We start from the raw sequence: 24,559 nt of genomic DNA, 5'->3' as shown, positions 1-24,559 counted from the left end.
CCGCCCTCCTCTTGTCGACGCCGTTGTTGCCACGCCGCTGCCAACCCGCTGCAGCAAATCACCACGATCCCGATCACCGTAGTCAGGGTCGGCGTGTGGGAAAACAGCCACCAGCCCAGCAAACCGGCAAAGACAATCTGGCAATAGCCGAACGGCGCCAACAACGCGGGCGCGGCGTGACGGAAAGCCTGGGTCAACAACAGATGCGCCGTCATTCCACACGCCCCCAGCGCCACCATCAAAACTCCATGACCCACGCTTGGGACTTGCCAGAAGAACGGCACCAGCGCACTCATCACCAACGTATTGCAGAGCCCGGCGAAAAAATTGCTGGTGGTCGGGCTATCGATTTCGCTGAGCTTGCGGGTGAGCAATTGATAGAAGCAGAAAAACAGCGCTGAGCAGAACGGCAGCAACACCGCAGGCGTGAACAGTTCGCCGCCGGGATGGACGATGATCAACACCCCGATGAACCCGCAAATCACCGCCAGCCATTGCCCGCGCGTCACCTGTTCACCGAGCAGTGGCACCGACAACGCCGTGACCAATACCGGTGCGAGAAAATTCACAGCCGTGGCTTCGGCCAACGGGATGAACAACAGCGCACCGGTAAACAGCAGGCTGGTTCCCAATAAGCACAACGCCCGCATCAACTGCAGCAATGGCCGCTTGGTGCGCAGGACGCGCAACCCGGATTGCGGGAGAAAAATCCCGGCCATCAACAAGGTGTGAATCACGTAGCGAGCCCAGACCACCATAACGACCGGGTAAAACCCGCAGAGGTATTTCGACAAGGCGTCATGGCTGGAAAACAGAAAGGTGGCGACCACCACCAGCAGGATCCCTTTGAAAGGATGATTGACGCCGCAGAGCGGGGTGCTGATAGACGACGTCAAGGCGAGGTTCTCTTCTGGCGGGATAATTCCAATAATTTAGAACCCGGTTCCAGATTCTTATAGTCGCACCGCCTGAAAGTGTGCGAACAGCGCACGGTTTTTTAATCGACTTCCGGATCGATGGGGGCAAGCGCTATCCGCTAAAGAGCTCCGACGCCTGACTCGCTGCCGACAGCTCTTGGGCGAACGCCAACAACGTCGGCGCCAGTTCATGCAGTCGCGCCCCCGGCATCCGCGCGCTCGGTCCGGCAATGCTGAGCACGCCGATCACTCGCCCCTGCAAGGGATGACGGATAACGGCAGCAATCGCCGACGTGCCTACCGCCGAACTTTCCTCGACCCAGGCATAGCCCTGCTCCCGCGCCAGACGCAGCCGCTCCAGCAGTTCGATGTTGGAGCGTGGCGCATTGGGCCCCAGGCCCTCGGGCGTCTCGATGGCCTGGCGTTCAACCAGCGACAACGCTTCGGCATCGCTCATGCTGGCCAGCCACGCATGCCCGGAAGCGGTATAGAACAACGGCGCATCGCGCCCCATGTCCGGGTCGTAACGCAGGCCGGAACGGGCGCCCTGGGATTTGGCGATCCAGGTCTGGCGCTCGCCTTCGATCACCCCCAGACGCACCAGCTCACCGGTCTCCCGGGCCAGCCGATCCAGCACTGGCTGGACAATGTCCGCACCACTGCCGGACAAGTAACGAAAGCCCATGGCGACCAGTTTGGTCGATAAGTGATAGCGCAGGTTTTGCGGATTCTGCCGCACATACCCCAGACGAATCAGTTCGGCGAGCAGACGATGGGTCGCGCTCTTGGGAATATCCAGTTGCTCGGCCAGGGTCTGCATCGGTAAACCTTGAGGTTCACCGGCAAGGCTTTCCAGCACGCTGAAAACACGTTCGATCTGACTGCCTGCCATGGGGATTCCAAAACGAAATTTGACTGATTCTAAAAGACAACTCGAAAGAAGCAAAATCTGGAACCTGTCCGACAGCAGTCTTGACCGAACCTGCAGTCCCCGTCCGTCCATGAAACCGCTAATGTCGCCACTTAGGAGAACCCCAGTCGCCAAGGGCTGTCAGACGACCGGACTGGCGCCATACCTACTCACCGGCAACACTCATCACCATGCGCCTTCATCAGGTAAAAAAGAGGATCCCCCATGCTTTGGAAAAAAGGCCGACGCAGCGACAACGTGGTCGATGCCCGTGGCGATGACGTCGGTGGTGGGGGCGGTGGAATGCGCTTCGGTGGAGGCAAGGGCCTGAGCCTGACGGCAATCCTGTTGATCGTCGGGATTGGCTGGATCACTGGCCAGGACCCGCTGCAGATCCTCGGCCAACTGACCGGGCAAATGAGTGAACAGTCAGCCCCGGCCCCCACCCAAACCCGCAAGGCGCCACCGGCCAATGATGAAGGGGCCGAATTCGTGCGCTCGATCCTCGGCGATACCGAAGACACCTGGCGCCAGATTTTCCAGCAGGCCGATCGACAATATAAAGACCCGACCCTGGTGCTGTTCAGCAACCGCGTCAATTCGGCCTGCGGCCTGGCGACTTCGGCGACCGGTCCCTTCTATTGCCCGGCTGACCAGAAGGTCTACCTCGATATGAGTTTCTTTCAAGAGATGTCCCAACGCTTTTCCGCCGCCGGCGACTTCGCCCAGGCCTACGTGATCGCTCACGAAGTCGGGCACCACGTGCAGACCCTGCTCGGCGTTTCCGCGAAGATTCAGGACGCTCGCCAACAGGGCCGGCAAATGGAAGGCGACAATGGTTTGCTGGTACGTCAGGAATTGCAGGCCGATTGCCTGGCCGGCGTCTGGGCCCACAATGCGCAAAAACGTCTGAACTGGCTGGAACCCGGTGACATCGAAGAAGCTTTGAACGCCGCCAACGCCATCGGCGACGACCGCTTGCAACAGCAGGGTCAGGGCCGCGTGGTGCCGGACTCCTTCACCCATGGCACTTCGGCCCAGCGAGTGCGCTGGTTCAAGGCCGGGTTCGCACAGGGCCAAGTCGGCCAGTGCGACACCTTCGCGGCGAAGAGTCTGTGATGCGCAAGTGGCTGCTGGCTCTGCTAATCACCTGCGCAAGCACCCAGGCTGCCGAGCAAGGGGTCAAGGCGATCAGTTCCGGGCGCCTGCTGTTGAGCGCCGGGGAAATCGCGGTGAGCATGGGCCCGACACCGGAAAAAATCGAACGCGTAGTGATCATCGTCCATGGTCGATTACGCGATGCTGAAACCTATCGCCAAAGCGCCGAACGCGCTGCCGAGCAGGCCGGGCAAAGCGCGAACACCTTGGTGCTCGCCCCGCAGTTTCTCAACGAAACCGACGTCGCGAGCCATCCGGTGCCTGACAGTGTTTTACGCTGGCAAGGCAATGACTGGATGGCCGGCGGTTTATCCACCGCGCCGTTTACGCTGAGTTCCTATGCGGCGCTCGACGAAATCATCGCGCGACTGGGTGATCGGCGACAGTTTCCGGACGTGAAGCAAATCGTCATTGCCGGCCACTCCGGCGGCGCTCAGGTGGTTCAACGTTATGCCTTGCTGAGCCACCCTCAGCCAGCCCTCGAGGCGGAGGGCGTGAAGGTGCGCTATGTGATCGCCAATGCTTCGTCGTACGCTTACTTCAATGAGCAACGGCCAGTGGCGTTCAGTCACGCGAAATGTCCGAATTTCAATCGCTGGAAATACGGGCTGGCGGATCTGCCCCCCTATGCCGATGGACAAACACCTGCGCAACTCGAAGACAACTACGTCAAACGTGACATCGTTTATTTACTCGGGCAGCAGGACATCGACCCGAATCATCCGGCGCTGGATAAAAGTTGCGAGGCCAAAGCCCAGGGTGCTTCTCGATTGATTCGTGGGCGCCATTATTTCAATTATCTGAAACGGCGCCATCCGCAAGGGTTGAGTCAGCAGCTCATTGAAGTGCCTGGGGTCGGGCACAATGGGGATGGGATGTTTACATCGCCTGAGGGGCAGAAGGTGTTGTTTGATCAGTGAGTCTTGCGGTGACGACCAATTTCTCAAGCTGAAAGCAATTGCCGCAACTCGATGCAATCGGCAGCATGCCAATCAGTCAATTCCGGCCACGGATTATCCGGCAGATTCACCAGCACCGTCCGCGTCCCCGCCGCCCGGCCGCAATCCAGATCGAAGCGGTAATCACCAACCATCACCATCTCGCTCGCCGGCACTTTCCAGGCTTCGGCCAGTTTCAGCAATCCACCAGGATGCGGCTTGGGCGGTGCTTCATCGCGGCCCAGTACATCCTCTTCCGCAAAGCAGTCGGCCAGGCCGATAGCCTCTAGCGTGACATGCGCCAGCTCACGAGCATTGCGCGTGAGAATGCCCAGGCGATAACCGCGCCCGGCCAACTCACGCACCAGTTCCACCGCGCCCGGCGCCGGCTTCGAACCCAGCGCCAGATCCCGCTCGTGCTCCAGCAGCCACGCGTGTTTGGCCGCGGCTTCATCGGCCGGCAGCGCAGCGAGGTGGGTCAGGATGTCGTGTTCGGCGGGAATCGCCAATGCCACGCGAATCGCCGCGAAGTCGTGCACGGCCACTGTCAGGGTGCCGTCCATGTCGAACACCCAGTGCCGCACCTCGGCCAGGCTCATGCCCAATCCTTGCGATGGCGAATCAGGCCTTCCTGAGTGACCGAAGCCACCAGTTGCCCGGCACGGTTGAACACGCTGCCCCGGGAGAATCCGCGCGAGTTGCCGGCCCACGGGCTGTCCATGGCGTACAGCAACCAGTCATCGGCGCGCAGGTCGGCATGGAACCACAAGGCGTGATCGAGGCTGGCGACCTGCATGTCTTTCTGCCAGACCGATTTGCCGTGGGGCAGCATCGAGGTGGTCAGCAGACCGAAGTCCGACGCGTAGGCCAGCAGGTATTTGTGCAGCGCCGGGGTGTCAGCCAACGCACCGTCGGCGCGGAACCAGACGTATTTGACAGGATCGGCAGGCTGCGGGTTGTAGGGGTCTTTTTCGGTCACCGGCCGGACTTCGATCGGTTTCGGGCACAGCAGTTTTTCGCGCATGTGTTCAGGGATCAGGTGCGCGCGCTGTTGGGTGAGTTCCAGCTCCGACGGCAAGTTTTCCGGGCCGACCACTTGCGGCATCTCAGTCTGGTGCTGGAAGCCTTCTTCGTCGTACTGGAACGAGGCGCTGCAAGTGAAAATCGGATGGCCCTTCTGGATCGCCGTCACCCGGCGCGTGCTGAAACTGCCGCCATCGCGCACCCGATCGACCTGATACACCACCGGCAATTTGGCATCGCCCGGGCGCAGGAAATAACCGTGCATCGAATGCACATGGCGCGCCGGCTCGACTGTCTGACTGGCCGCCGACAGGGACTGGCCGAGTACCTGACCGCCGAACAACTGACGAAACCCCAGGTCCTGGCTGCGGCCACGGAACAGGTTTTCTTCAATCGGTTCCAGGGTCAGCAGGTCTACCAGATCTTCCAACACTTGGCTCATTCAGACTCTCCTCACACAACGCAATGCCGCGCAGTCTTGGCTGCGGCGGTCGATTCAGTTTATGGCCCGCTTCAACATGAGGGCCATTGTAAACGTCCGCGCCTGCTTATCCATGCAAGGTTTGCAGCCATTGCTCACGGGTGATGCGGTACAACACGTGCGGACGCAGCGGATGATCGGCTGCAAGCCGCGGGTGCTCGAAGTCATCGGCGGGGGCATGGTGCATGCCGATCGCTTGCATGACTTTCTCGGATGGCAAATTGGTCTTTGTGGTGAATGCAACGACCTCTTGTAGCGCCAACCGATCAAACCCGCAGCGCAGAGCGGTCCACGCCGCTTCACCGGCATAACCCAGCCCCCAGTGCTCGCGCGCCAGGCGCCAGCCGATTTCGATGGCAGGCGTAAATGGCGCATCGAAGCCGACCACACCCAGCCCGGTAAACCCGATGAACGCCCCGGTGTCCTTGCGCTCCAGTGCCCAGAGACCGAAACCATGCTCGGCAAAATGCCCGCGAATCCGCCCGATCAACGAGGCACTTTCCAGTCGACTCAAGGGTGCCGGAAAATAACGCATCACTTGTGGATCGGCGCACATCGCCGCAAACGCCGGCAAATCCTCATCACGCCACTGCCGTAACAACAGTCGTGCGCTTTCGAGTTCCAGTATCGGCTCCATCGTGCCTTCTCCCCCGTTTCCATGCCGCAAGTCTACATCGCTGGTAGGATCGTTCACTCATTCCTACATGCCTTCCTGTATAAATCTGCCATGCCCCTGCCACTGATCTACCACGAAGACTACAGCCCCGAGTTCCCGGCGGATCACCGCTTCCCCATGGACAAGTTTCGCCTGCTGCGCGATCACCTGGTGGACAGTGGGCTGACCCGCGACACCGATTTGCTGCGCCCGGACCTCTGCCCGCCAGAGATTCTCGCCCTCGCCCATGACCCTGCGTATATCGAACGCTACATGGGCGGCGAATTGTCCCGCGAAGATCAACGACGCCTCGGCTTGCCCTGGAGCGAAGCGCTGGCCCGGCGCACGGTGCGAGCGGTCGGCGGTTCGCTGCTGGCGGCCGAACAGGCACTGGAACATGGTTTGGCTTGTCACTTGGCCGGCGGCACCCACCACGCGCATTACGATCATCCCGCCGGGTTCTGCATCTTCAATGACCTGGCGGTGATCAGCCATTACCTGCTGGAAAGTGGCCGAGTGAATCGGGTGCTGATCTTCGACTGCGATGTGCATCAGGGTGACGGGACTGCACGAATCCTGCACAACACCCCTGAGGCGATAACCGTTTCCCTGCACTGCGAAAAGAATTTTCCTGCACGCAAAGCCGAAAGTGATTGGGATATTCCGTTGCCGATGGGCATGGGCGATGCCGATTACCTGAAAGTGGTGGACGACGCACTCAACTATTTGCTGCCGCTCTACCAACCGGACCTGGTGCTGTACGACGCCGGTGTCGATGTGCATAAGGATGACGCACTGGGTTATCTGAAACTGACAGACGAAGGCGTCGCCGCTCGCGATGAAAGCGTGATGCGCCATTGCCTGGGCCGGGATATTCCGGTGGTCGGCGTGATCGGCGGCGGTTACAGCAAAGACCGCAAGGCCCTGGCGCGCCGTCATGGCATCCTCCATCACAGCGCCCAACGGGTGTGGCAGTCATCAGGTTGTCATTGATGTGTGAGTCTTTACCCACAATGCCTGTGGAACCGCCTGTGGATAACCTGAGTGAAAGGGTCTGCAGGCCATGCGGGGTGTAGGCTACAGAGCGGTGGTTGTTTTTTAACCAGCATTCGAATCCACCCACAATCCTGTGGGAGCGGGCTTGCCCGCGAAGAGGCCGGCACATTCAACCTCTTTGTTGCCTGACAGTCCGCTATCGCGGGCAAGCCCGCTCCCACAGTTATCGTGCACTGGTAGAATGCGCGGCTTATTCCGCCATACCGCAGCTCTCGCCATGACCCAGCCCTCCACTTCCCTCCCCCCTCACGTCGCCATCCTCGGCGGCGGCCCCGCCGGTTTGATGGCGGCTGAAGTGCTGAGCCAGGCCGGGATCAAGGTCGATCTGTACGACGGCATGCCTTCAGTGGGGCGAAAATTCCTCCTCGCCGGGGTCGGCGGCATGAACATCACCCATTCCGAGGCCTACCCGGAGTTTCTCTCACGCTATGCCGAACGGGCACCGCAGATTGCGCCGCTGTTACGGTCCTTCGGCGCCGACGCCTTGTGCCAATGGATTCATGACCTGGGCATCGAAACCTTTGTCGGCAGCTCCGGCCGGGTGTTTCCTACCGACATGAAAGCCGCGCCCCTGTTGCGTGCCTGGCTCAAACGCCTGCGCGATGCCGGCGTAGTTATCCACACCCGCCATCGCTGGCTTGGTTGGGATCACAACGGTGACTTGCGCATCGACAGCCCCGAAGGTGAAAAAACCATTCAAGCCGACGCGACCCTGCTGGCCCTAGGCGGCGGCAGTTGGTCGCGCCTCGGTTCGGACGGTGCCTGGATGTTGGCGCTGGAACAGCGCGGTGTAGGACTGGCGCCGTTGCAACCGAGCAATTGCGGCTTCGAGGTGCAGGCCTGGAGCGAATTGATGGTCAGCAAATTCGCAGGCAGCCCGCTGAAAAACATCGCCATTGGCCTCAATGACGACGTGCCGCGACTCGGGGAATGCGTGATCACTGCCACGGGGATTGAAGGCAGTTTGATCTACGCCCTGTCGGCGCCAATCCGCGAAGCGATCAATCAGCACGGCTCGGCGACCATTCATCTCGATCTGTTGCCGGGCAAGCCTGTGGATAAAATCCAGGCGGCGCTAAGCAAACCTCGCGGCTCCCGTTCCATGGCCAAACACCTGCACAGTCAGCTTGGGCTTGATGGGGTGAAAGCGGCGCTGTTGCGAGAGCTGACACCGGCCGACTGTTTTACCGATCCGGCATTGCTGGCCAAAGCGATCAAGGCATTGCCGCTGACGTTGGTGAAAACCCGGCCATTGGACGAGGCCATCAGCAGCGCAGGGGGCGTGATGTTCGAGTCGATGGATGAACGTTTGATGCTCAAGCAACTGCCCGGCGTGTTCTGCGCGGGGGAAATGCTCGATTGGGAAGCGCCGACCGGCGGCTATCTGCTGACCGCGTGTTTTGCCAGTGGGCGAGCAGCGGGGTTGGGGATGGTGGAGTGGTTGCAGCGCAAGGATTGAAGACCGTGTCGCGTCCATCGCGAGCAGGCTCGCTCCCACATTGACCGTATTCCTATGAAAGAACTCGGTCACCTGTGGGAGCGAACCTGCTCGCGATGGCGGCCTAACAGGCGCCGCAGCTAATCAAGGCTTACGCTTACGCGGCCCGGTATTAAACACCGGCACTTTACGCACAGGCTTGATCGAAGGCTCCGGCGCCGAGGCATCACCGCTCTCGACCCACTTGCCCAAATTGTGCTTGCCGCCACTGGAGGTCTTGGGCTTCTTCGGCTTTTTGGGCTTCTTGACCACCTGACCGCTGGCATCCGTATCCGGCACGCGGTGCTCAGGCTCGAAATCCTGCTCCATCTGGCGAGTCAACGTCTGACGGGTCAACGTCTCGATAGCCGATAGCAAATTCACCTCATCAGCACACACCAGCGAAATCGCCTGCCCGGTTGCGCCCGCACGGCCGGTGCGACCAATGCGGTGGATGTAGTCCTCGGCCACGATCGGCAGGTCGAAATTGACCACCAATGGCAAATCTTCGATATCCAGGCCACGCGCTGCCACGTCGGTGGCTACAAGGATCTGCACTTCACTGGCCTTGAAACGATCCAGTGCCCGCTGACGAGTCGCCTGAGGTTTGTCGCCGTGGATGCCGTCGGCATTGATGCCCAGGCCCTGGAGCTTTTCCACCAACGCGTCTACGCCGTTACGGGTCTTGGCGAACACCAGCACCTGCTTCCACTTGCCCTTGCGCATCAAGTGAACGAACAGTTCCGGCTTACGCTTCTTGTCCACCGTCACCACCCATTGCTTGACGGTGTTGGCGGCGACGTTGCGCGGGCTGACTTCGATGCTCAGAGGGTCGTTGAGCATTTGCCCGGCCAGCGTGCGGATGGCGTCGGAGAAGGTCGCGGAGAACAACAGCGTCTGACGTTTCTTCGGCAGGGCTTTATAGATATTCCCCAGCTCTTCGGAAAAGCCCAGATCGAGCATGCGATCGGCTTCGTCCAGCACCAGGGTTTGCAACTGGTTGAACTTGAGCGCGTTCTGGCGGAACAGGTCGAGCAAGCGGCCCGGAGTCGCCACCAACAGGTCGACACCCTTGCGCAGCTTCATCATTTGCGGGTTGATGCTGACGCCGCCGTACACCGCGTACGTGCTCAACGGCAGGTTCTCGGCGTACTGGCGCACGGCTTCGTGAACCTGTTCGGCCAGCTCGCGGGTTGGCACCAGGATCAGTGCGCGCACGGAGTTGGCGCTGACTTTCGGCCCTTCCATGGCCAGCAATTGCAGCAGCGGCAGGGCGAAACCGGCGGTTTTGCCGGTGCCGGTCTGGGCGGCGGCCATCAGGTCGCGACCGGCCAGCACCGCCGGAATGGCTTGCGCCTGGACCGGCGTAGGAGTCTGGTAGCCGAGCGTCTCGAGAGCGCGCAGCAAAGGTTCGATCAGGCCAAGGGTGGCGAAAGTCATGGGAGTACCGTAGGAAAATTCAGCGCGGGTTTTTCAAAACAAGTGTGCAAAACAAGATGCAATGGCGCGCAGTTTACCCTAATTCGCGCGGGATTCTGTCGGCACCACTACGCCAGGCCGATCCGCACCTCGGCGCCACTGCGGCAATCCGATCAGCACCACGGCACTGATGATCACTGTCATGGCCAGCGCTTCTTCAATACCAATGGTCTCGCCAACAAATACGATACCCAGCAACACCGCCACCGCCGGGTTGACGTAGGCATAACTGGTGGCCGCCGCCGGACGCACGTGTTTCAGCAGGTACATGTAGGCGTTGAAGGCGATGATCGAACCGAAGAACGTCAGATAGGCCAATGCGGCCCAACCTTCGATCGGCGGCATAGCCTCCAGATGCTCACCGCTCACCGCGCTGCCGATCAACAACACCACGCCGCCCACCAGCATTTCAACGGCACTGGCCATCGCGCCTTGTGGCAACGGCAAGTGTTTGCTCCACACCGAACCGAACGCCCAGGACGCTGCCGCGAACACCAGCAATGCCGCGCCCAACGGGCTCGATTGCAGATTGGAACCGAGGTTGAGCATGGCGATACCGATCAGCCCGAGCACAATCCCGGCCCATTCGAGACGGGTATTACGCGCGCCCCAGAAATATCCACACAACAAAGTGAACAGTGGCACCGTCGCCACCGCCAACGCGGCAACGCCGGAGGCCACACCTGTATGCTCGGCGACGCTCACCGCCCCGTTACCGCACGTGAGCAGCAAAATCCCGATGATCCCCGCCGCTTTCCACTGCGCCCACGTCGGTGCCGGTGCCCCGCGCCAGCGCAGGAACGCGTACATCAACGTACCGGCGATCACGAAACGAATACCGGCGAGCAACAACGGCGGCCAGTACTGCACGCCGATTCGAATCACCAGGTAGGTGGATCCCCAAATCACGTACAGCGCGAAAAAAGCAGCAATCAGCGGTAAGGAAAAACGGCGTATGCCAGGCATGGGCAGCTCGAGAACAAGACAAAGAGAGCCGCTATTCTAGAAAGGCCAGCAGCGGAAAATAAGTTACAAAACCTGTTTATAGCGCCGGTACACTTTTCAAAACACGGAGTTCAGCGCTATAAACCGTACTTTCGAAAGTCAGTCTTTTTTCAGGAATACCACGATGGACAAATACGACCGCATGCTCCTCAGTGCCCTGTTGGAAAACGGTCGTGCGTCCTACGCCGAACTGGCGCGCAAGGTGAACCTGTCCGCTCCGGCGGTGGCCGAGCGCGTGGCCAAACTTGAGGCCTGCGGGGTGATCACCGGCTACCAGGCGAAAGTCGACATGGCCAAACTCGGCCTGCCGATCCAGTGCGTCATCGAACTGCGCCTCAACCAGCACGGCAACCAGAAAACCTACGACGAACTGATCAAAATCCCACAACTCACCGAATGCCACCGCGTCACCGGCGACCCGTGCGTGATCATGCAAGCGGCGGTGGGCTCGATGCCGGAGCTGGAAGAGTTGATCAACCGGATTGCCACGTTCGGGTTCAGCAAGACCTCGATCGTGCTGTCCAGCGCCATCGAGAAGCGCGTGCCGTTGGGGCAGTTGGAAGGGAATGGAAAATCGTGATGTTGCACGGTCCCTGTGGGAGCGGGCTTGCCCGCGATAGCGGACTGTCAGTCGACAACGATGCTGAATGTGACGGCCTCATCGCGGGCAAGCCCGCTCCCACAGGGGTTTAGGTACGTTTCAGAACCCACGATACCGCTTCAAATGCTCATTGATCTTCGCCGCCGGCACTTTCTGCAAACTGACGAGCAGATCATGGGACAACTCCCGCAACCCATGCTTGCGTCGCAACTCTTCAGCCAAGTGCGCCGTCAGGTTGGCCGCCATTTCGGCATCGGCCATGGCCCGGTGAGCCTTGCCGGTATTGGGCAGGCTGGCGAAAGTGGTGAGGGTGCCGAGTTTGTGGTCCGGCGCGGCGGGCATCAGGCGGCGGGCGAGTAACAGCGAGCAGGCAAAGTTCTGCAAGCGTGTGCGTTTGATTCGCCCGAGTTCGTAGTCCCAGAACTTCTGGTCGAATGCAGCGTTGTGCGCCAGCAGCGGCGTGATGCCAACGAATTCGTTGACCTCGTTCATCACCTGCTCGGCCGAGGGCGCGGTGCGCAGCATGGCGTTGCTGATGCCGGTGAGTTGCTCAATAAAAGCCGGCACCCGCACGCCAGCGTTCATCAGGCTTTGGTAACGCTCGACGATGCGCCCCTGTTCAAGAATCACCACGGCAATTTCCGTGGCCCGGCAGCTGCTGCTTGGGGAGAGTCCGGTGGTTTCAAAGTCGATGACTGCTATGCGTTCCAAACCTGTTTCAACTCCATAAAAATCAATTCTTGAGCAGCAACGCGCCTTCAATCGGCACGTAACGGCTGGCAGCGCGGATCAGCGAATTGGCGGTGAGACCGGGCACGCCATAGGCCACCGCTTGCACGCCGTGCTTGCTGATGATGCGCTCCAGCAACATATCGAAATCACCGTCACCGGAGGCCAACACCACTTCGTCGACATGGTCGGCGGCGTCCATGATGTCGAGGGTGATACCCACGTCCCAGTCACCTTTGGCCGAACCGTCGCTGCGCTGGATGTAGGGCTTGAGCTTCACAATGAAGCCGAGATTGCGCAGGATCTGCTGAAATTGCTGCTGCTTGCTGTCGCCACGATCGATCGCATAGGCATAGGCCTCGACGATTTGCCCTTCTTTACTGACGTCAGCCCACAGCGCGGCGTAGTTGAAGTGGCAACCATAAGCCTGACGCACGGTGTAATAGAGGTTCTGGACATCGGCGAACACTGCGATTTTTTTCACCGTACATCCTCTTTGGCGTGCCGAAGCGCGGGCAGGATCAGGCACCAGGCCCGAAAAGTTGCCCAGTATGCCAGCCCGAAGGATTGTTCCGCGAATAATCGGCCATGTGGTGAGGGAGCAAGCTCCCTCGCCACAGATGTGTCAGACGAAGGAATCGTCGTCGCCACCGAAGAACGATGAGCTGTCATCGCTATAGTCGGCGTCGGCGTATCCGCCTTGATCGCTGGAATTGTCAGCCACGCGCTGATCATTGCCGCTGTCGCTCTGATCGTTGACCTGAGCCGGCTCTTCCTTGATGACTTCAACCACTTCCGGCTGCTGATGATGCTGAAACAGACTGCTGATGCCCTGCGCCAGCATCACGCCACCGGCCACGCCCGCTGCAGTTTTTAATGCACCACCGAGGAAACTGCTACCGGCGGCCTGTTGCGGTGCGTAGTTTTGCTGGGGCGGCGCTCCGAAGTTCTGCTGAGTAGCCGGCGCACTGAAGTTTTGCTGTGGCGGCTGCGAGTTGAATGACGGCCGCCCCGGTTCACGCCAGCCGCCATTCGACGGGGTTGCGCCTTGAGTCGGCGCAGGCTGTGGATCACGAGATCCACCACCGAAGATGCTCGACAAAAAGCCACCGCTGCTCGGCACCGGTGCCGTCGTCTGAGCCTTGGCCGATTGCAGCTCAGCCTGCAATTGCTGGATTTGTTGATTAAGTTGCTTGTTCTGTTCGTCGAGGCTCTTGATGGCAGCCTCTTGCACCAGAATCGCCTGGGTCATGAAATAGCCCGCCGCTGGCTGGCGAGTCAGGTGTTCCTTGATCCGTGCTTCGGCTTGGGCGTCGCGCGGGGCTGAATCCGTTTCGGCCTGTTGCAGCCGGGAAAACAGTCCATCGATCAGGGTTTGTTCTTCGCTGTTCATGGCGACCTCATAGATTGCCGGGAATATCGTCGCCCTCATCCACGGTGGACAAGGTGCTCACCAGTAATGGGGCTGATACAGGATGTTTCAATGACCTTTACCGAACGTTTACGTTTGCGCCCCAAAGGGGTTCATCGGTTAAAGTGAGGCACCTGCTTTCGACCTGCGATACCGACTGATGAATCCGTTCGATGTACTGCGTGACTCTCTGTATTTCTTCAAGCGCAATCTGCGCCAGATCATGCAGCTGTGCCTGCCGCTGGTGATTGTCGAGGCGCTGCTGCAACAAGTGGTCGACCACTCCACGGAGCCGGACAGTTTCCCCGGCATCAGTGTGATTGTCGGCCTGCTGGTGTATCCGCTATACACCGCCGCGCTGATCCTGTTTCTCGATGCCCGCAGCCGTGGCGAAACGCCGCGCACCCGCGACTTGCTGGCGACTTCCGCGACCCTGTGGCCGCGTTTCGCCCTGCTGACCGCCCTCAATACCCTGCTGATTCTGATCGGCCTGTCGCTGTATTTCCTGCCGGGGATCTGGTTGATGGTGACACTGGCGTTCGGCGAGTACCTGCTGGTGCTGCGCGGCCTGGCACCGCTGGCGGCGATGAAAGAAAGCCTGCGCCTGACCCGCGGGAATTTCCTGCGCATTCTGGTGTGCATTCTGTGCGTGATGGGCCCGCTGTGGGTGCTCAAGGGGGCGACGTTGGCGGTTTACCCTGATCCACAGAACCCGGTGATCTCGCTGCTGATCGACAGCGCCCACAGCTTCCTGCAACTGTTCACCAGCGTGGTGGTGTTCCGCTTGTTCATGCTGATTAGCGATGCGCCCGAGAAGGCTGACGGGGCACTTTGAGGAACAATGTGTCTCGGCTAATTGATGGGCATGCCGTTTGCGCTCGGTTATGCTCGGGGCCATCTTTTGTAACGCTATAAGCCGAGCCATGACCCGTCTACTGCGCTACACCCTGCTGGGCCTGCTGATTGCCATTGGCCTGATTGCATCGCTGATCTACAGCCTGACCTGGCGCCCCCAGGCCAAGGAAGTGCTGCCGGTCAGTTGCAACACCCAGGCGCCGATGCTGGTGCCCGGCCAGGCGCTGAAGGTGATGACCTGGAACGTCCAGTACCTGGCGGGCAAGCGCTATGTGTTCTGGAATGACTTGGCCGCAGGGAACGACGAGCGCCCTACGCCTGAAGACATGGCCTTCAGCCTCGACGAAGTGGCGCGGGTGATTCGCGACGAGCAACCGGACATCGTGCTGTTGCAGGAACTCGATGACGGCGCCAAGGCCAGTGACTACCAGAACCAGTTCAAATTGCTTCAGGATCGAGTCACCGACCTGTATCCCTGCAGCGCTCAAGCCTTCGACTGGAACGCCGACTTCGTGCCTGAACCGCCCATCTACGGCAGCGTTGGCCGGCAATTGGCAACCCTGAGCCGCTACCAGATCGAACATGCCGAACGCCTGCAATTACCGGTCGCACCGGCCAATTTCATCAGCCGTCAGTTCAAGCCGAAAAACGCCTTGCTGGTCACTCACCTGCCATTGAGTAATGGCGGCCAAATGGCCGTGTTCAATACCCATCTGGAACGTGCCACGCCCCCGCTCGACGAAACCTTGCAACGCCAGGTGACAGCCGTGGCCAAGGTCCTCGACAAGTACGAAAGCCGCGGCACGCCGTGGCTGATCGGTGGTGACTTCAACCTGTTGCCGTTGGGCCAGTATCGACGCCTGCCCTCCGAGCAACGCACGCCCTACTCCGCCGACAGCGCGCTGCATGTGCTGTGGGACAAATACCCGATGATCCCCACCAACAACGAAGCCAGCGGTATCGACCGGGCCCAATGGCTGACCCATTACCCGAATGATCCCGGCCTGAACGGCCCGGACCGGACTGTCGACTACCTGTTTTACAGCCCGCACCTCAAACGGGTCCAGGCGAGGGTGAGGCAGGACGATACGTTGCGCATTTCCGATCACTTGCCGGTGATTGCGCGGTTTCTGTTGCCGGCTTCGCCTTAGCGCATGACGTCAGGCAAATGCAAAACCTGTGGGAGCGGGCTTGCCCGCGATAGCAGTGTGTCAGGCAACATAGATGTTGAATGTGACGACGTCATCGCAGGCAAGCCAGCTCCCACAGGGTTCTTCGTTGTCTGAGGAAGATTATTTTCGGGGTTTGATCCGTGCCGTCGCCTCGGCCACCAGTGGATCATCCGGCCAGTAATGTTTCGGATACCGTCCCTTCAAATCCTTCTTCACCTCGGCATACGTACTGCGCCAGAAGTTCGCCAGGTCCTGCGTCACCTGCACCGGCCGCCGTGCCGGGGACAGCAGATGAAGCTTGACCACTTGCCGGCCACCGGCAATGCGCGGGGTCTCGGCCAAGCCGAACAACTCCTGCAAACGCACCGCCAGTATCGGCGGCTGTTCGCTGTAATCCAGACGAATCGATGAGCCCGACGGCACGCTCAAATGATGCGGTGCAAGTTCTTCGAGCCGTTGCGGCAGCGGCCACGGCAACAGGTTATGAACGATGCTCGACAGGTCCAGATTGGCGAAGTGACTGAGTCGCGAGACCTTGCCCAGATACGGCATCAGCCAGTGTTCGAGACTTTTGAGCAGTGCAGCGTCGCTGACATCCGGCCATTCACTCTGCTCCTTACTGCCGAGATCCAACTGACGCAACAACGCAACCCGCGCCTGCCACTGACGCAGCTCTGGCGTCCAGGGCAACAGCTCCAGGCCTTTACGCCGCACCAGATTCACCAACGCCTGACTGCGAGCGCTTTCATCGAGCCCGGTCAGCGGTTCGCGGCTGAGGATCAATTCGCCGACCTTGCGCTGACGCTCGGCCCGCAGCACGCCTTCGCGCTCATCCCAATCCAGTTGATCGACGCAACGCACCTGCTCGGCCAGCACCGAATCGAACAACGCCGGATCGAAATCCACCGCCAGATAAATCCGTTCCTCACGCTGGCCTTGGCGACTGCCCAGATCAGCGATCACCAGCCACGGTTGTTTCATCAAACTGTCGGCTTCGGCGAACAGCGCTGCGCGACCGTTGGCCAAACGATACTCCGCGCCACCGGCCCGCCGCTGTTGCGCAACTCGGTCGGGATACGCCAACGCCAGCAACGCGCCAAGCCAGCGCGGATGTTCAGGATCGCTGACCGGCTCCGACGCTTTGCCCCGCAGATAACCGCGATACTGCCGCGCCAGTTGCCGAGCCCGTTGAACACCGCCCTGGGCACCACGAGCAGCCCGTTCTTCGCCGGACAACAGCACCAATCGGCTGTGCAGATCCGCCCCGGCACCACGCAAGATATCCCGCTCACCGAGTAATGCCGCGACATCGCAGGCCATGTCGGCGAGACCGAGCGCCTGGCCACGTAACAGCAAATGAGCGATCCGTGGATGGGCCGGCAGTTCAGCCATGGCCTGACCGTGACGGGTCAGCGCCTCGCCCTCCAGCGCGCCCAAACGTTCAAGCAGATCTTGAGCCTGTGCATAAGCTGCTGCCGGAGGGACATCGAGCCAAACCAACTGCCCCGGCGTCACGCCCCAACGACCCAGTTGCAAGGCCAGCCCGGCGAGGTCCGCCGAGAGAATTTCCGCACTGGCGTAAGCCGCCAGTTGCTCATGCTGATCCTGCGACCACAAGCGATAACACACGCCGGGCTCCAACCGCCCAGCCCGACCTGCGCGCTGCGTGGCGCTGGCTTTGGAAATCCGCTGAGTATCCAGGCGAGTCATGCCGCTGCCGGGGTCGAAACGCGGCACTCGCGCCAGCCCGGCATCGATCACCACGCGCACTCCGTTGATGGTCAGGCTGGTCTCGGCGATGTTGGTGGCCAGCACCACTTTGCGTTTGCCGGCGGGCGCCGGATCGATCGCTGCACGCTGCGCCGCCAGGTCCAGTTCACCATGCAACGGGCAAAGCAAAACCTGTGTGCTATCGCCCAGCGCATCGGCGAGTTGCTGATGCACCCGACGAATTTCCGCCTGCCCCGGCAGGAACACCAGCAGGCTGCCGGTCTCATCGTTCAGCGCGTCGAGAATGGTCTGCACCACCCTTGGCTCGATAAATTCACCTGGCTGAAACGGTCGCCCCCAACGCATCGCCACCGGGTACATGCGACCTTCGCTGCGCAGGATTGGCGCATCATCGAGCAACCCGGCCAGGCGTTCACCTTCCAGGGTTGCCGACATCAACAGAATTTTCAGCGGTTGGTCATCGCGAAACAGCTCCCGGCCATTCAGGCTCAGGGCCAACGCCAGGTCGGCGTCGAGGCTGCGTTCGTGGAATTCATCGAAAATCAGCAAACCCACGCCTTCCAGCGCCGGATCATCCTGCAAGCGCCGGGTAAGGATACCTTCAGTGACCACCTCGATGCGGGTGTCGGGGCCGACTTTGCTGTCGAGACGAATGCGATAGCCAACGGTTTCGCCAACCTTCTCACCCAGCTCACTGGCCAACCGCTCCGCCGCCGCCCGTGCGGCCAAGCGGCGCGGTTCGAGCATCAGAATGGTCTGCCCGGCCAGCCATGGCTCGTTGAGCAAGGCCAAGGGCACGCGGGTGGTTTTACCGGCGCCGGGCGGTGCTTCGAGCACGGCTTCGTGGCGTGTAGCGAGGGCTTCACGCAGGGCGGGTAAAACTTCATCAATCGGCAAAGAAATCATGCTGGCTCCCAAACAGAGGGCCGAGTATAACGGCGTTCGGCGCGGTCCTAATTCATATAGACGTCCCTTCGTTTCCAGATAACCCAGGAGATTTCACATGCGTGCTCCCTTTCGCTTGATCGGCGGTGTATTGGTCGCGACTTTGCTGACCCAAATGACCGCCTGCGGCACGATTTTCTACCCCGATCGTCGCGGGCAGATCGATGGCAAGATCGACCCGGTCATCGTCGCGCTGGATGCCGTGGGCCTGCTGTTTTATATCATTCCGGGGTTGATTGCCTTTGCGGTGGACTTTGCGACTGGCGCCATTTACTACGAGCCCGGCCGAACCGCCCAGGTGGCTCCGGAAAAACTCAAGGAGGCCATCGGAGCCGACGGCAAGGTCGATAACCACAAGTTGCAGACTATTCTCGAAGCTGAGTTGGGCCGCAGCTTCCCGCTGGACGATCCACGCCTGATCCAGCACAAGGGAAGCACCCAGCAACTGGCCATGTTCGGCCTGCAACCGGCCGCGTAATCGGTGCACCAAAAAGGAAAAGCCGCACTTATGACCAGCAGTACCGAACACGCCCGCCTGCTACGGCTGGCGACGCGCGCCTCGGTGGCGGTGGCGTGCATCTTGATCGTCGCCAAAGCCATCGCCTGGTGGTTGAGCGGTTCGGTGAGCATGCTCGCCGGGCTGACCGATTCTGCACTCGATGGCGTCAGCTCGCTGCTCAATCTGCTGGCCGTGCATTACGCCTTGCGCCCGGCCGACGACGATCACCGCTACGGGCATGGCAAGGCCGAATCATTGGCGGGCATGGCTCAGGCGCTGTTCATTGGCGGCAGTGCGGTGCTGATTGCGTTGCAGGCGATCGAACGGTTGAAACATCCGGAGCCGATAGGTGCTGCGTGGCTCAGCATCGGGGTGATTGTGTTCTCCCTCGCCCTGACCGTGGCCCTGCTGATGTTGCAACATAGGGTGATCAAGGCAACCGGTTCTAACGTCGTGAGTGCCGACTCCTTGCATTACCGCTCAGACTTGCTGCTCAACGGCAGCATTCTGGTGGCGCTGGTGTTGGCCGGGTTTGGCTGGCATCAAGTCGACCCCTGGTTCGGATTGGGGATCGCCGCCTACATCCTCTGGAGTGCCATTCATATCGCCCGAGAGAGTTTTGCCGTGCTGATGGATGAAGAGCTGCCGCCGGGTGTCAGCCAGCACATGCTTGAACTGGCCTGCAGCGTGCCGGGGGTTTTGGGCGCCCACGATCTGCGCACACGAATCTCCGGCAACCAGTGGTTTGTGCAATTGCATCTGGAGTTGCCGGGAGAGCTGACGCTGTCAGTCGCCCACGGCATCAGCGATCAAGCCGCCGATGCAATTCACGCCGCTTACCCGCGAGCCGAAGTGCTGGTGCACGCCGACCCGCAGGAAGTGGTGAACGCCGCCAGGGCTCAGTAACTCACCTGATAACCGCGACTGCTCAGGCAGTTGCCCTGGGCCTGTCGGTAGACTTGCACCACCGACGGGGCCGGTTGGTAGGTGACGGCACGCGGATCGAAACCGCTCTGCTCCACGGCCCAGCGATAACACTCGTAACCGTCCCGACTGACCTCCTCCGGCGACTGGCCGTTGGCCGGATACGCCACCACGTCATAACCACTGCTCACCGGTTGCGGCTGCACCGGTGGTTCGACCACGACGTAATCCCGAGTGCTCTCCTGATAGGCGTAATACGCGCCGGCCGCCAGGAACAACAACGCACCGCCAATCCACACTTCACGCGCGTAATCGGGCAAGTAGCTGACCCGAATCCCGCGAGGTGGCTGAACCACCACGTAACGCGGGCCTTGCGGGCGATACCAATAACCACCGGAATAGAAATAATCCTGGCCACGATACGGCACGCGGTAGTTGCGCTCCGGAAAGCGGTCGATCACGTACCCCGGGCGATACTGTGGGCCGGGGCCCCAGCCATTGCCGCGCCCATCCGGGCGACCGGGCCAGCGACGATCATCATGACGTGAGCCCTGCCCGCCAGTCTGCCAGTGCTGGTTGTCATAGTTGCGCGGCTGCTCATCCTGATAGTAGCCACGCCGGGGTTCCTGGGTCTGGCGCACAGTATCGGGCCGGCCCTGGATCGGCAGATTGTTACCGGGTTGTTGCGGCGGTCGGCCCTGAACATTGGGATCGTACGACGGACGGTTCTGATGCTCGCCGCCCTGATTCTGGTCGTGGAGCTCGAACTGGCGGCTGTTGTCACCCCGAATGATTTCGTTGTTCTGCCGGTGCGGCTGATTGTTACCGTCATGACCCTGACCTTTACCCTGATGATCCGGCCCGCGTTGGCCGCCATCAGGCCCACGGATTTGCGGCTCATCGGCCAGCGATTGCGCAGTGACACTCACACATAGCAAACCAACACCGGCCAAACGCCAGATGCGCGACTTCATGCTTTTCCTCACTGCGGGTTAGGGCCTGTACGTAAGACTGGGAAAGCACAGGCCGGTTCTGCAACAGGTTATCAGTCACGCAACTTATTTATTGAGGGTCGCCCATAAATTCCGGGCAAGAAAAAAGGGAGACCCGTCGGCCTCCCTTTGAGAACTTCGTCCGTGCTCGACGCTTATGACGTCGGCTCACCTCACGCCGTCTTCTGGACAGTGTGTAGCTCGGGGGTCAACACATCCCCGGTGGGGGTGGCGACCGCAGCTGGCCTGATTGGGCGAGCCGCACTGGACTGTTTGTCCGAGCAGTGATTCTGGTGATAAGAATAGGCCCGGAGCACCGGCAGAGGATTGCGAAGATTGCTCAAATAAACATCACTTGCGCAATTTTTAACTCAGGATAGATAATCCGCCGCAATAGTTATGACAAAGGCCTGATTGATGAGCAAACTCGACCGATACGACCTGAGCATTTTGGCTGAATTACAGCGCGACGCGCGCATCTCCAATCAGGAGCTGGCCGAACGCATCGGCCTGTCGCCTTCGCCTTGCTCGCGGCGGGTCAAGCAGCTGGAAGACGACGGTTACATCACCCGCCAGGTCGCCCTGCTGGACCGCAAGATGCTCGGCCTGAGCCTGACCGCCTACGTGCTGATCGGCATGGACCGCCATACTCCCGAGCGTTTCGAGAACTTCGAAGCCGCCATTCGCACCTTGCCGCAGGTGCTGGAATGCAGCCTGGTGACGGGGATGGATGCCGATTATCAGCTCAAGGTGGTGGTGCCGGACATGGACCACTATCAGAAACTGCTGCTGGGGCATCTCACCCGGATTGAAGGGGTGACCAGCGTGCGGTCGAGTTTTGTGTTGAACCAGGTGCTCAACAGCACCGAGTTGCCGCTGACTCATCTGCGCAGCTGAGAATGCCTCTGTGGCGAGGGGGCTTGCCCCCGTTCGGCCGCGCAGCGGTCGTAAAATCAGACAACGCGGTGTGTCAGGTACAACTCATTGGCTGGTTTTGGGGCTGCTTCGCAACCCAACGGGGGCAAGCCCCCTCGCCACGGTGCGGCACACTGCCGCAGGTCAATGCCCCGCCAATCCCCCATGGCGTATACTCCAGCGCCTTTTAGCCCCGCCCACGCTGGAGATGTTCAATGGATCCTGCAGTACTCGAAGAGTGGATGATGACTGGACTGGTCAGCATCCTGATCATTTTCATGGGTTTCATCGTCTGGGATCTGGCGAAAAAATCCAAGGCCGGGCGCTTCGGCTCGTTCATTCTGTTCTTCGTACTGGGGCTGGGCGTGGCCGCGTTCGTGATCAAAAGCGTGGTGATCGGCCTGATCGAATCCGGCACTCTATAAGCGCGCCGGCACTTCCTTCCACTGGCCTTGATCGAGCCCCTCGATCGTCCAGTCGCCGATTCTGACCCGCACCAGACGCAACGTCGGCAAGCCGACCGCCGCGGTCATGCGCCGTACCTGACGGTTGCGGCCTTCGCGAATCACCAGTTCCAGCCAACTGGTCGGCACGCTTTTACGAAAGCGCACTGGTGGGTTGCGCGGCCACAGTTGCGGCTCATCCAATTGTCGCGCTTCGGCCGGCAACGTCATGCCGTCGTTCAGCTCGACGCCATCGCGCAATCGCTGCAACTGCTCGGCGGTTGGCTCACCTTCCACTTGCACCCAGTAAGTCTTGGCCAGTTTGTGTTTCGGGTCGGCAATTCGCGCCTGAAGCTGGCCGTCGTTGGTCAGCAACAGCAAGCCTTCGCTGTCACGGTCCAGCCGCCCTGCCGGGTAAATTCCCGGAATCTCGATGAAGTCTTTGAGCGTCGCCCGCCCTTCGCCGTCGCTGAATTGCGTCAGCACATCGAAAGGTTTGTTGAACAGAATCAGCTTCGGCTCGGCAGGCGGCGCTTTGGCGACACGGCGCGGGGCTGAAGAGGATGGCGCAGGCTTCACGCCTGGACGGCGGGAGGCAGGACGAGGTGGACGAGGCATGGCGAAAAGAACATCTAACGGTCAGGGCTGCTAATGCTAGTGCCCTGACCGCCAAATGACCATGACAACTCTCGATCAGCGGAACGGCGGCTCATCGAAGCTGCGCAGTTTGCGCGAGTGCAGCGAGTTGAGTTCGGTGCGCAACAGATCCACCGCTTCGATGCCGATCTTCAAGTGCTGGCTGACCGCGCGCTCATAGAAGGCGTTGGCCGAACCCGGCAGTTTGATTTCGCTGTGCAACGGCTTATCCGATACGCAGAGCAACGTGCCATACGGCACCCGCAAGCGATAACCCTGGGCGGCGATGGTGCCGCTTTCCATGTCCACCGCCACGGCGCGGGACAGGTTGATCAGCGGACGCTCCTGCGCCCAGCGCAGTTCCCAGTTACGGTCGTCGTAGGTCAGCACGGTGCCGGTGCGCAGGCGCTTCTTCAGTTCGTCGCCCTTCTCACCGGTGATGTTGGCCGCCGCTTGCTGCAACGCCATCTGCACTTCAGCCAGGGCCGGAATCGGAATGTTCGGCGGCACGACGCGATCGAGAATCCCGTCGCGGCGCATATAAGCGTGGGCCAGCACGTAATCGCCAATGGTCTGCGACTGACGCAAGCCGCCACAGTGACCAATCATCAGCCAGCAATGCGGACGCAGCACCGCCAGGTGGTCGGTGATGTTCTTGGCGTTGGACGGGCCGACGCCGATGTTCACCAGGGTCACGCCATGGCCGTCGCTGGCGATCAGGTGATAGGCCGGCATCTGGTAACGGTGCCAGACCACGCCCGCGGCAATCGCCGACGCCTCGCCGTGGTCCATGCCCTTTTCGATGATCACGTTACCGGGCAACACCATGCGCACAAAACGCGGATCATTGCGCAGTTGCTCCAGGCCATGAACGATGAACTGGTCGACGTAGCGGTGGTAGTTGGTCAGCAGAATCCACGGCTGCACATGGCGCCAGTCGCTGCCGGTGTAATGCACCAGCCGGCGCAGGGAGAAGTCCACTCGCGCGGCGTCGAACAGGGCCAGTGGCAACGGGTCGGTGTTTTCCCAGTCGTACAAGCCATCGGCGATGCCATCGGTGGCGGCCGACAGATCCGTACTCGGGAACACTCGCGCCAGCACCGCCGCCGTAACGCCGGAACCGGCCAGTTCATCGCCCTGCTCGACCACGTACGGATAAGGAATGTTCTGCTGGCTGACGCCGACTTCCACGGTCACGGTGAAGTCGTGCATCAACGGGACGAGTTGTTCCAGCAGGTATTTGCGGAAAGCGCGGGGATGGGTGACGGTGACACTGTAGGTCCCCGGCAATTGAACCTTGGCATAGGCGCGAGTGGTCTGTGGGACTTCGCCTTGGCAAAGGTAGGTCAGACGCAACTCGGGATAACGAAACAGAGCCCGCTGTTCAGCGTCCGGTTCGACGCGATCCTTGAGATAACGCTTGAGCGCCTGATTCAGCGCGGTGGTTGCACGCTCGTGCAAGGCAGCAAGCCGATCCACGGCTTGCTCGGCGGTTTGAACGACAATAAACGCTTCGGTCACGATCAGCTTCCTGTGTTCTGACTTGCAGACCTTCATCTTGCCTGCATCATCGCTTCACGGGAACAGTGGCGTGTTGGTTGTACACC

The 24,559-nt window shown here is 60.6% G+C and carries 24 protein-coding genes and 1 pseudogene; 11 read left to right on the top strand and 14 right to left on the bottom strand.

Annotation, left to right across the window (positions count from 1 at the left end):
* Positions 1-14: 14 nt before the first annotated feature.
* Positions 15-896 (bottom strand): annotated as a pseudogene (locus AB7M26_RS09385) (DMT family transporter); the annotation flags it as partial.
* Between the two features lie 133 nt (positions 897-1,029).
* A complete protein-coding gene (locus AB7M26_RS09380) occupies positions 1,030-1,809 on the bottom strand; it encodes an IclR family transcriptional regulator (RefSeq protein WP_123498623.1) in 780 nt (259 codons plus the stop codon).
* A gap of 243 nt (positions 1,810-2,052) precedes the next feature.
* Here AB7M26_RS09380 and ypfJ point away from each other — a divergent pair, with 243 nt between their 5' ends.
* Together ypfJ and AB7M26_RS09370 are read left to right on the top strand one after the other, a co-directional pair.
* Positions 2,053-2,946, top strand: coding sequence for a KPN_02809 family neutral zinc metallopeptidase (ypfJ, locus tag AB7M26_RS09375; RefSeq protein WP_123498621.1), 894 nt, complete (start codon positions 2,053-2,055; stop codon positions 2,944-2,946).
* The gene (locus tag AB7M26_RS09370) at positions 2,946-3,905 is read left to right on the top strand and encodes an alpha/beta fold hydrolase (RefSeq protein ID WP_123498619.1); all 960 of its coding nucleotides are present in this window, start codon (positions 2,946-2,948) and stop codon (positions 3,903-3,905) included. Before ypfJ ends, AB7M26_RS09370 begins: the two co-directional genes overlap by 1 nt.
* Positions 3,906-3,928: 23 nt before the next feature.
* Here the strand turns inward: AB7M26_RS09370 and AB7M26_RS09365 are convergent, their stop codons facing one another.
* The 3 genes from AB7M26_RS09365 to AB7M26_RS09355 all read right to left on the bottom strand — a co-directional run bounded on the left by AB7M26_RS09365 (position 3,929) and on the right by AB7M26_RS09355 (position 6,064).
* The gene (locus AB7M26_RS09365; protein ID WP_123498617.1) at positions 3,929-4,522 is read right to left on the bottom strand and encodes an HAD family hydrolase; all 594 of its coding nucleotides are present in this window, start codon (positions 4,520-4,522) and stop codon (positions 3,929-3,931) included.
* Positions 4,519-5,388 carry an acyl-CoA thioesterase II gene (gene tesB / locus AB7M26_RS09360; protein WP_123498615.1) on the bottom strand — a complete coding sequence of 290 codons (870 nt, stop codon included), beginning with the start codon at positions 5,386-5,388 and terminating at the stop codon, positions 4,519-4,521. Before tesB ends, AB7M26_RS09365 begins: the two co-directional genes overlap by 4 nt.
* A 106-nt stretch (positions 5,389-5,494) precedes the next feature.
* Positions 5,495-6,064: a GNAT family N-acetyltransferase gene (locus AB7M26_RS09355; protein ID WP_123498613.1), complete on the bottom strand. Its 570-nt coding sequence runs from the start codon at positions 6,062-6,064 to the stop codon at positions 5,495-5,497.
* Positions 6,065-6,154: 90 nt separating this feature from the next.
* Here AB7M26_RS09355 and AB7M26_RS09350 point away from each other — a divergent pair, with 90 nt between their 5' ends.
* A complete protein-coding gene (locus tag AB7M26_RS09350; protein WP_008070042.1) occupies positions 6,155-7,075 on the top strand; it encodes a histone deacetylase family protein in 921 nt (306 codons plus the stop codon).
* 280 nt (positions 7,076-7,355) lie between these two features.
* Entirely contained in the window at positions 7,356-8,597 is a 1,242-nt protein-coding gene (locus AB7M26_RS09345) for a TIGR03862 family flavoprotein (RefSeq protein ID WP_185022188.1), read from the top strand.
* A 123-nt stretch (positions 8,598-8,720) separates the two neighbouring features.
* Here the strand turns inward: AB7M26_RS09345 and AB7M26_RS09340 are convergent, their stop codons facing one another.
* Both AB7M26_RS09340 and yedA read right to left on the bottom strand, forming a co-directional pair.
* Positions 8,721-10,055: a DEAD/DEAH box helicase gene (locus AB7M26_RS09340; RefSeq protein WP_123498609.1), complete on the bottom strand. Its 1,335-nt coding sequence runs from the start codon at positions 10,053-10,055 to the stop codon at positions 8,721-8,723.
* 78 nt (positions 10,056-10,133) lie between these two features.
* Positions 10,134-11,060 carry a drug/metabolite exporter YedA gene (gene yedA / locus AB7M26_RS09335; protein WP_123498607.1) on the bottom strand — a complete coding sequence of 309 codons (927 nt, stop codon included), beginning with the start codon at positions 11,058-11,060 and terminating at the stop codon, positions 10,134-10,136.
* Positions 11,061-11,223: 163 nt separating this feature from the next.
* Here yedA and AB7M26_RS09330 point away from each other — a divergent pair, with 163 nt between their 5' ends.
* A complete protein-coding gene (locus AB7M26_RS09330) occupies positions 11,224-11,679 on the top strand; it encodes an Lrp/AsnC family transcriptional regulator (protein WP_052967442.1) in 456 nt (151 codons plus the stop codon).
* A gap of 120 nt (positions 11,680-11,799) precedes the next feature.
* Here the strand turns inward: AB7M26_RS09330 and AB7M26_RS09325 are convergent, their stop codons facing one another.
* The 3 genes from AB7M26_RS09325 to AB7M26_RS09315 form a co-directional block, all read right to left on the bottom strand.
* Positions 11,800-12,411 (bottom strand): 3'-5' exonuclease, encoded by a 612-nt coding sequence (locus tag AB7M26_RS09325; protein WP_007895390.1) that lies wholly within the window; start codon positions 12,409-12,411, stop codon positions 11,800-11,802.
* Positions 12,412-12,433: 22 nt separating this feature from the next.
* On the bottom strand, positions 12,434-12,913 hold the full coding sequence (locus tag AB7M26_RS09320) for a LabA-like NYN domain-containing protein (RefSeq protein WP_030129509.1): 480 nt from the start codon (positions 12,911-12,913) through the stop codon (positions 12,434-12,436).
* A gap of 141 nt (positions 12,914-13,054) precedes the next feature.
* Positions 13,055-13,822, bottom strand: a complete 768-nt coding sequence (locus tag AB7M26_RS09315; RefSeq protein WP_123498605.1) for a DUF2076 domain-containing protein — start codon at positions 13,820-13,822, stop codon at positions 13,055-13,057.
* Positions 13,823-14,000: 178 nt separating this feature from the next.
* On the opposite strand from AB7M26_RS09315, the gene AB7M26_RS09310 reads away from it, so the two are divergent.
* Both AB7M26_RS09310 and AB7M26_RS09305 read left to right on the top strand, forming a co-directional pair.
* Complete coding sequence (locus AB7M26_RS09310; RefSeq protein WP_123498603.1) at positions 14,001-14,675, top strand: YciC family protein; 675 nt, start codon at positions 14,001-14,003, stop codon at positions 14,673-14,675.
* 88 nt (positions 14,676-14,763) lie between these two features.
* Positions 14,764-15,846: an endonuclease/exonuclease/phosphatase family protein gene (locus tag AB7M26_RS09305; RefSeq protein WP_123498601.1), complete on the top strand. Its 1,083-nt coding sequence runs from the start codon at positions 14,764-14,766 to the stop codon at positions 15,844-15,846.
* 141 nt (positions 15,847-15,987) lie between these two features.
* Here AB7M26_RS09305 and hrpB read toward each other — a convergent pair whose 3' ends face one another.
* Entirely contained in the window at positions 15,988-18,504 is a 2,517-nt protein-coding gene (gene hrpB / locus AB7M26_RS09300) for an ATP-dependent helicase HrpB (protein ID WP_123498599.1), read from the bottom strand.
* A 97-nt stretch (positions 18,505-18,601) separates the two neighbouring features.
* Here hrpB and AB7M26_RS09295 point away from each other — a divergent pair, with 97 nt between their 5' ends.
* The gene (locus AB7M26_RS09295) at positions 18,602-19,021 is read left to right on the top strand and encodes a hypothetical protein (RefSeq protein ID WP_052967426.1); all 420 of its coding nucleotides are present in this window, start codon (positions 18,602-18,604) and stop codon (positions 19,019-19,021) included.
* Positions 19,022-19,051: 30 nt separating this feature from the next.
* A complete protein-coding gene (locus AB7M26_RS09290) occupies positions 19,052-19,948 on the top strand; it encodes a cation diffusion facilitator family transporter (RefSeq protein WP_123498597.1) in 897 nt (298 codons plus the stop codon).
* On the opposite strand, the gene AB7M26_RS09285 is transcribed toward AB7M26_RS09290, so the two are convergent.
* Positions 19,942-20,940 (bottom strand): DUF6515 family protein, encoded by a 999-nt coding sequence (locus AB7M26_RS09285; RefSeq protein WP_429374747.1) that lies wholly within the window; start codon positions 20,938-20,940, stop codon positions 19,942-19,944. The two genes, AB7M26_RS09290 and AB7M26_RS09285, sit on opposite strands and share 7 nt — an antisense overlap.
* 435 nt (positions 20,941-21,375) lie before the next feature.
* Between AB7M26_RS09285 and AB7M26_RS09280 the strand changes: the two genes are divergently transcribed.
* Positions 21,376-21,855 carry an Lrp/AsnC family transcriptional regulator gene (locus tag AB7M26_RS09280; RefSeq protein ID WP_007894448.1) on the top strand — a complete coding sequence of 160 codons (480 nt, stop codon included), beginning with the start codon at positions 21,376-21,378 and terminating at the stop codon, positions 21,853-21,855.
* Between the two features lie 233 nt (positions 21,856-22,088).
* Positions 22,089-22,298, top strand: a complete 210-nt coding sequence (locus AB7M26_RS09275; RefSeq protein ID WP_007894445.1) for a DUF2788 domain-containing protein — start codon at positions 22,089-22,091, stop codon at positions 22,296-22,298.
* Here AB7M26_RS09275 and AB7M26_RS09270 read toward each other — a convergent pair.
* Together AB7M26_RS09270 and amn are read right to left on the bottom strand one after the other, a co-directional pair.
* Positions 22,293-22,934, bottom strand: a complete 642-nt coding sequence (locus AB7M26_RS09270) for a pseudouridine synthase (protein ID WP_123498593.1) — start codon at positions 22,932-22,934, stop codon at positions 22,293-22,295. The two genes, AB7M26_RS09275 and AB7M26_RS09270, sit on opposite strands and share 6 nt — an antisense overlap.
* 75 nt (positions 22,935-23,009) lie before the next feature.
* The gene (amn, locus tag AB7M26_RS09265; RefSeq protein WP_161794734.1) at positions 23,010-24,509 is read right to left on the bottom strand and encodes an AMP nucleosidase; all 1,500 of its coding nucleotides are present in this window, start codon (positions 24,507-24,509) and stop codon (positions 23,010-23,012) included.
* Between the last annotated feature and the right edge of the window lie 50 nt (positions 24,510-24,559).

The sequence above is a fragment of the Pseudomonas sp. F-14 TE3482 genome (assembly GCF_053629455.1).
Note: the sequence above shows the minus strand (reverse complement) of the source record. Positions and strands in the feature narration are given on the sequence as shown.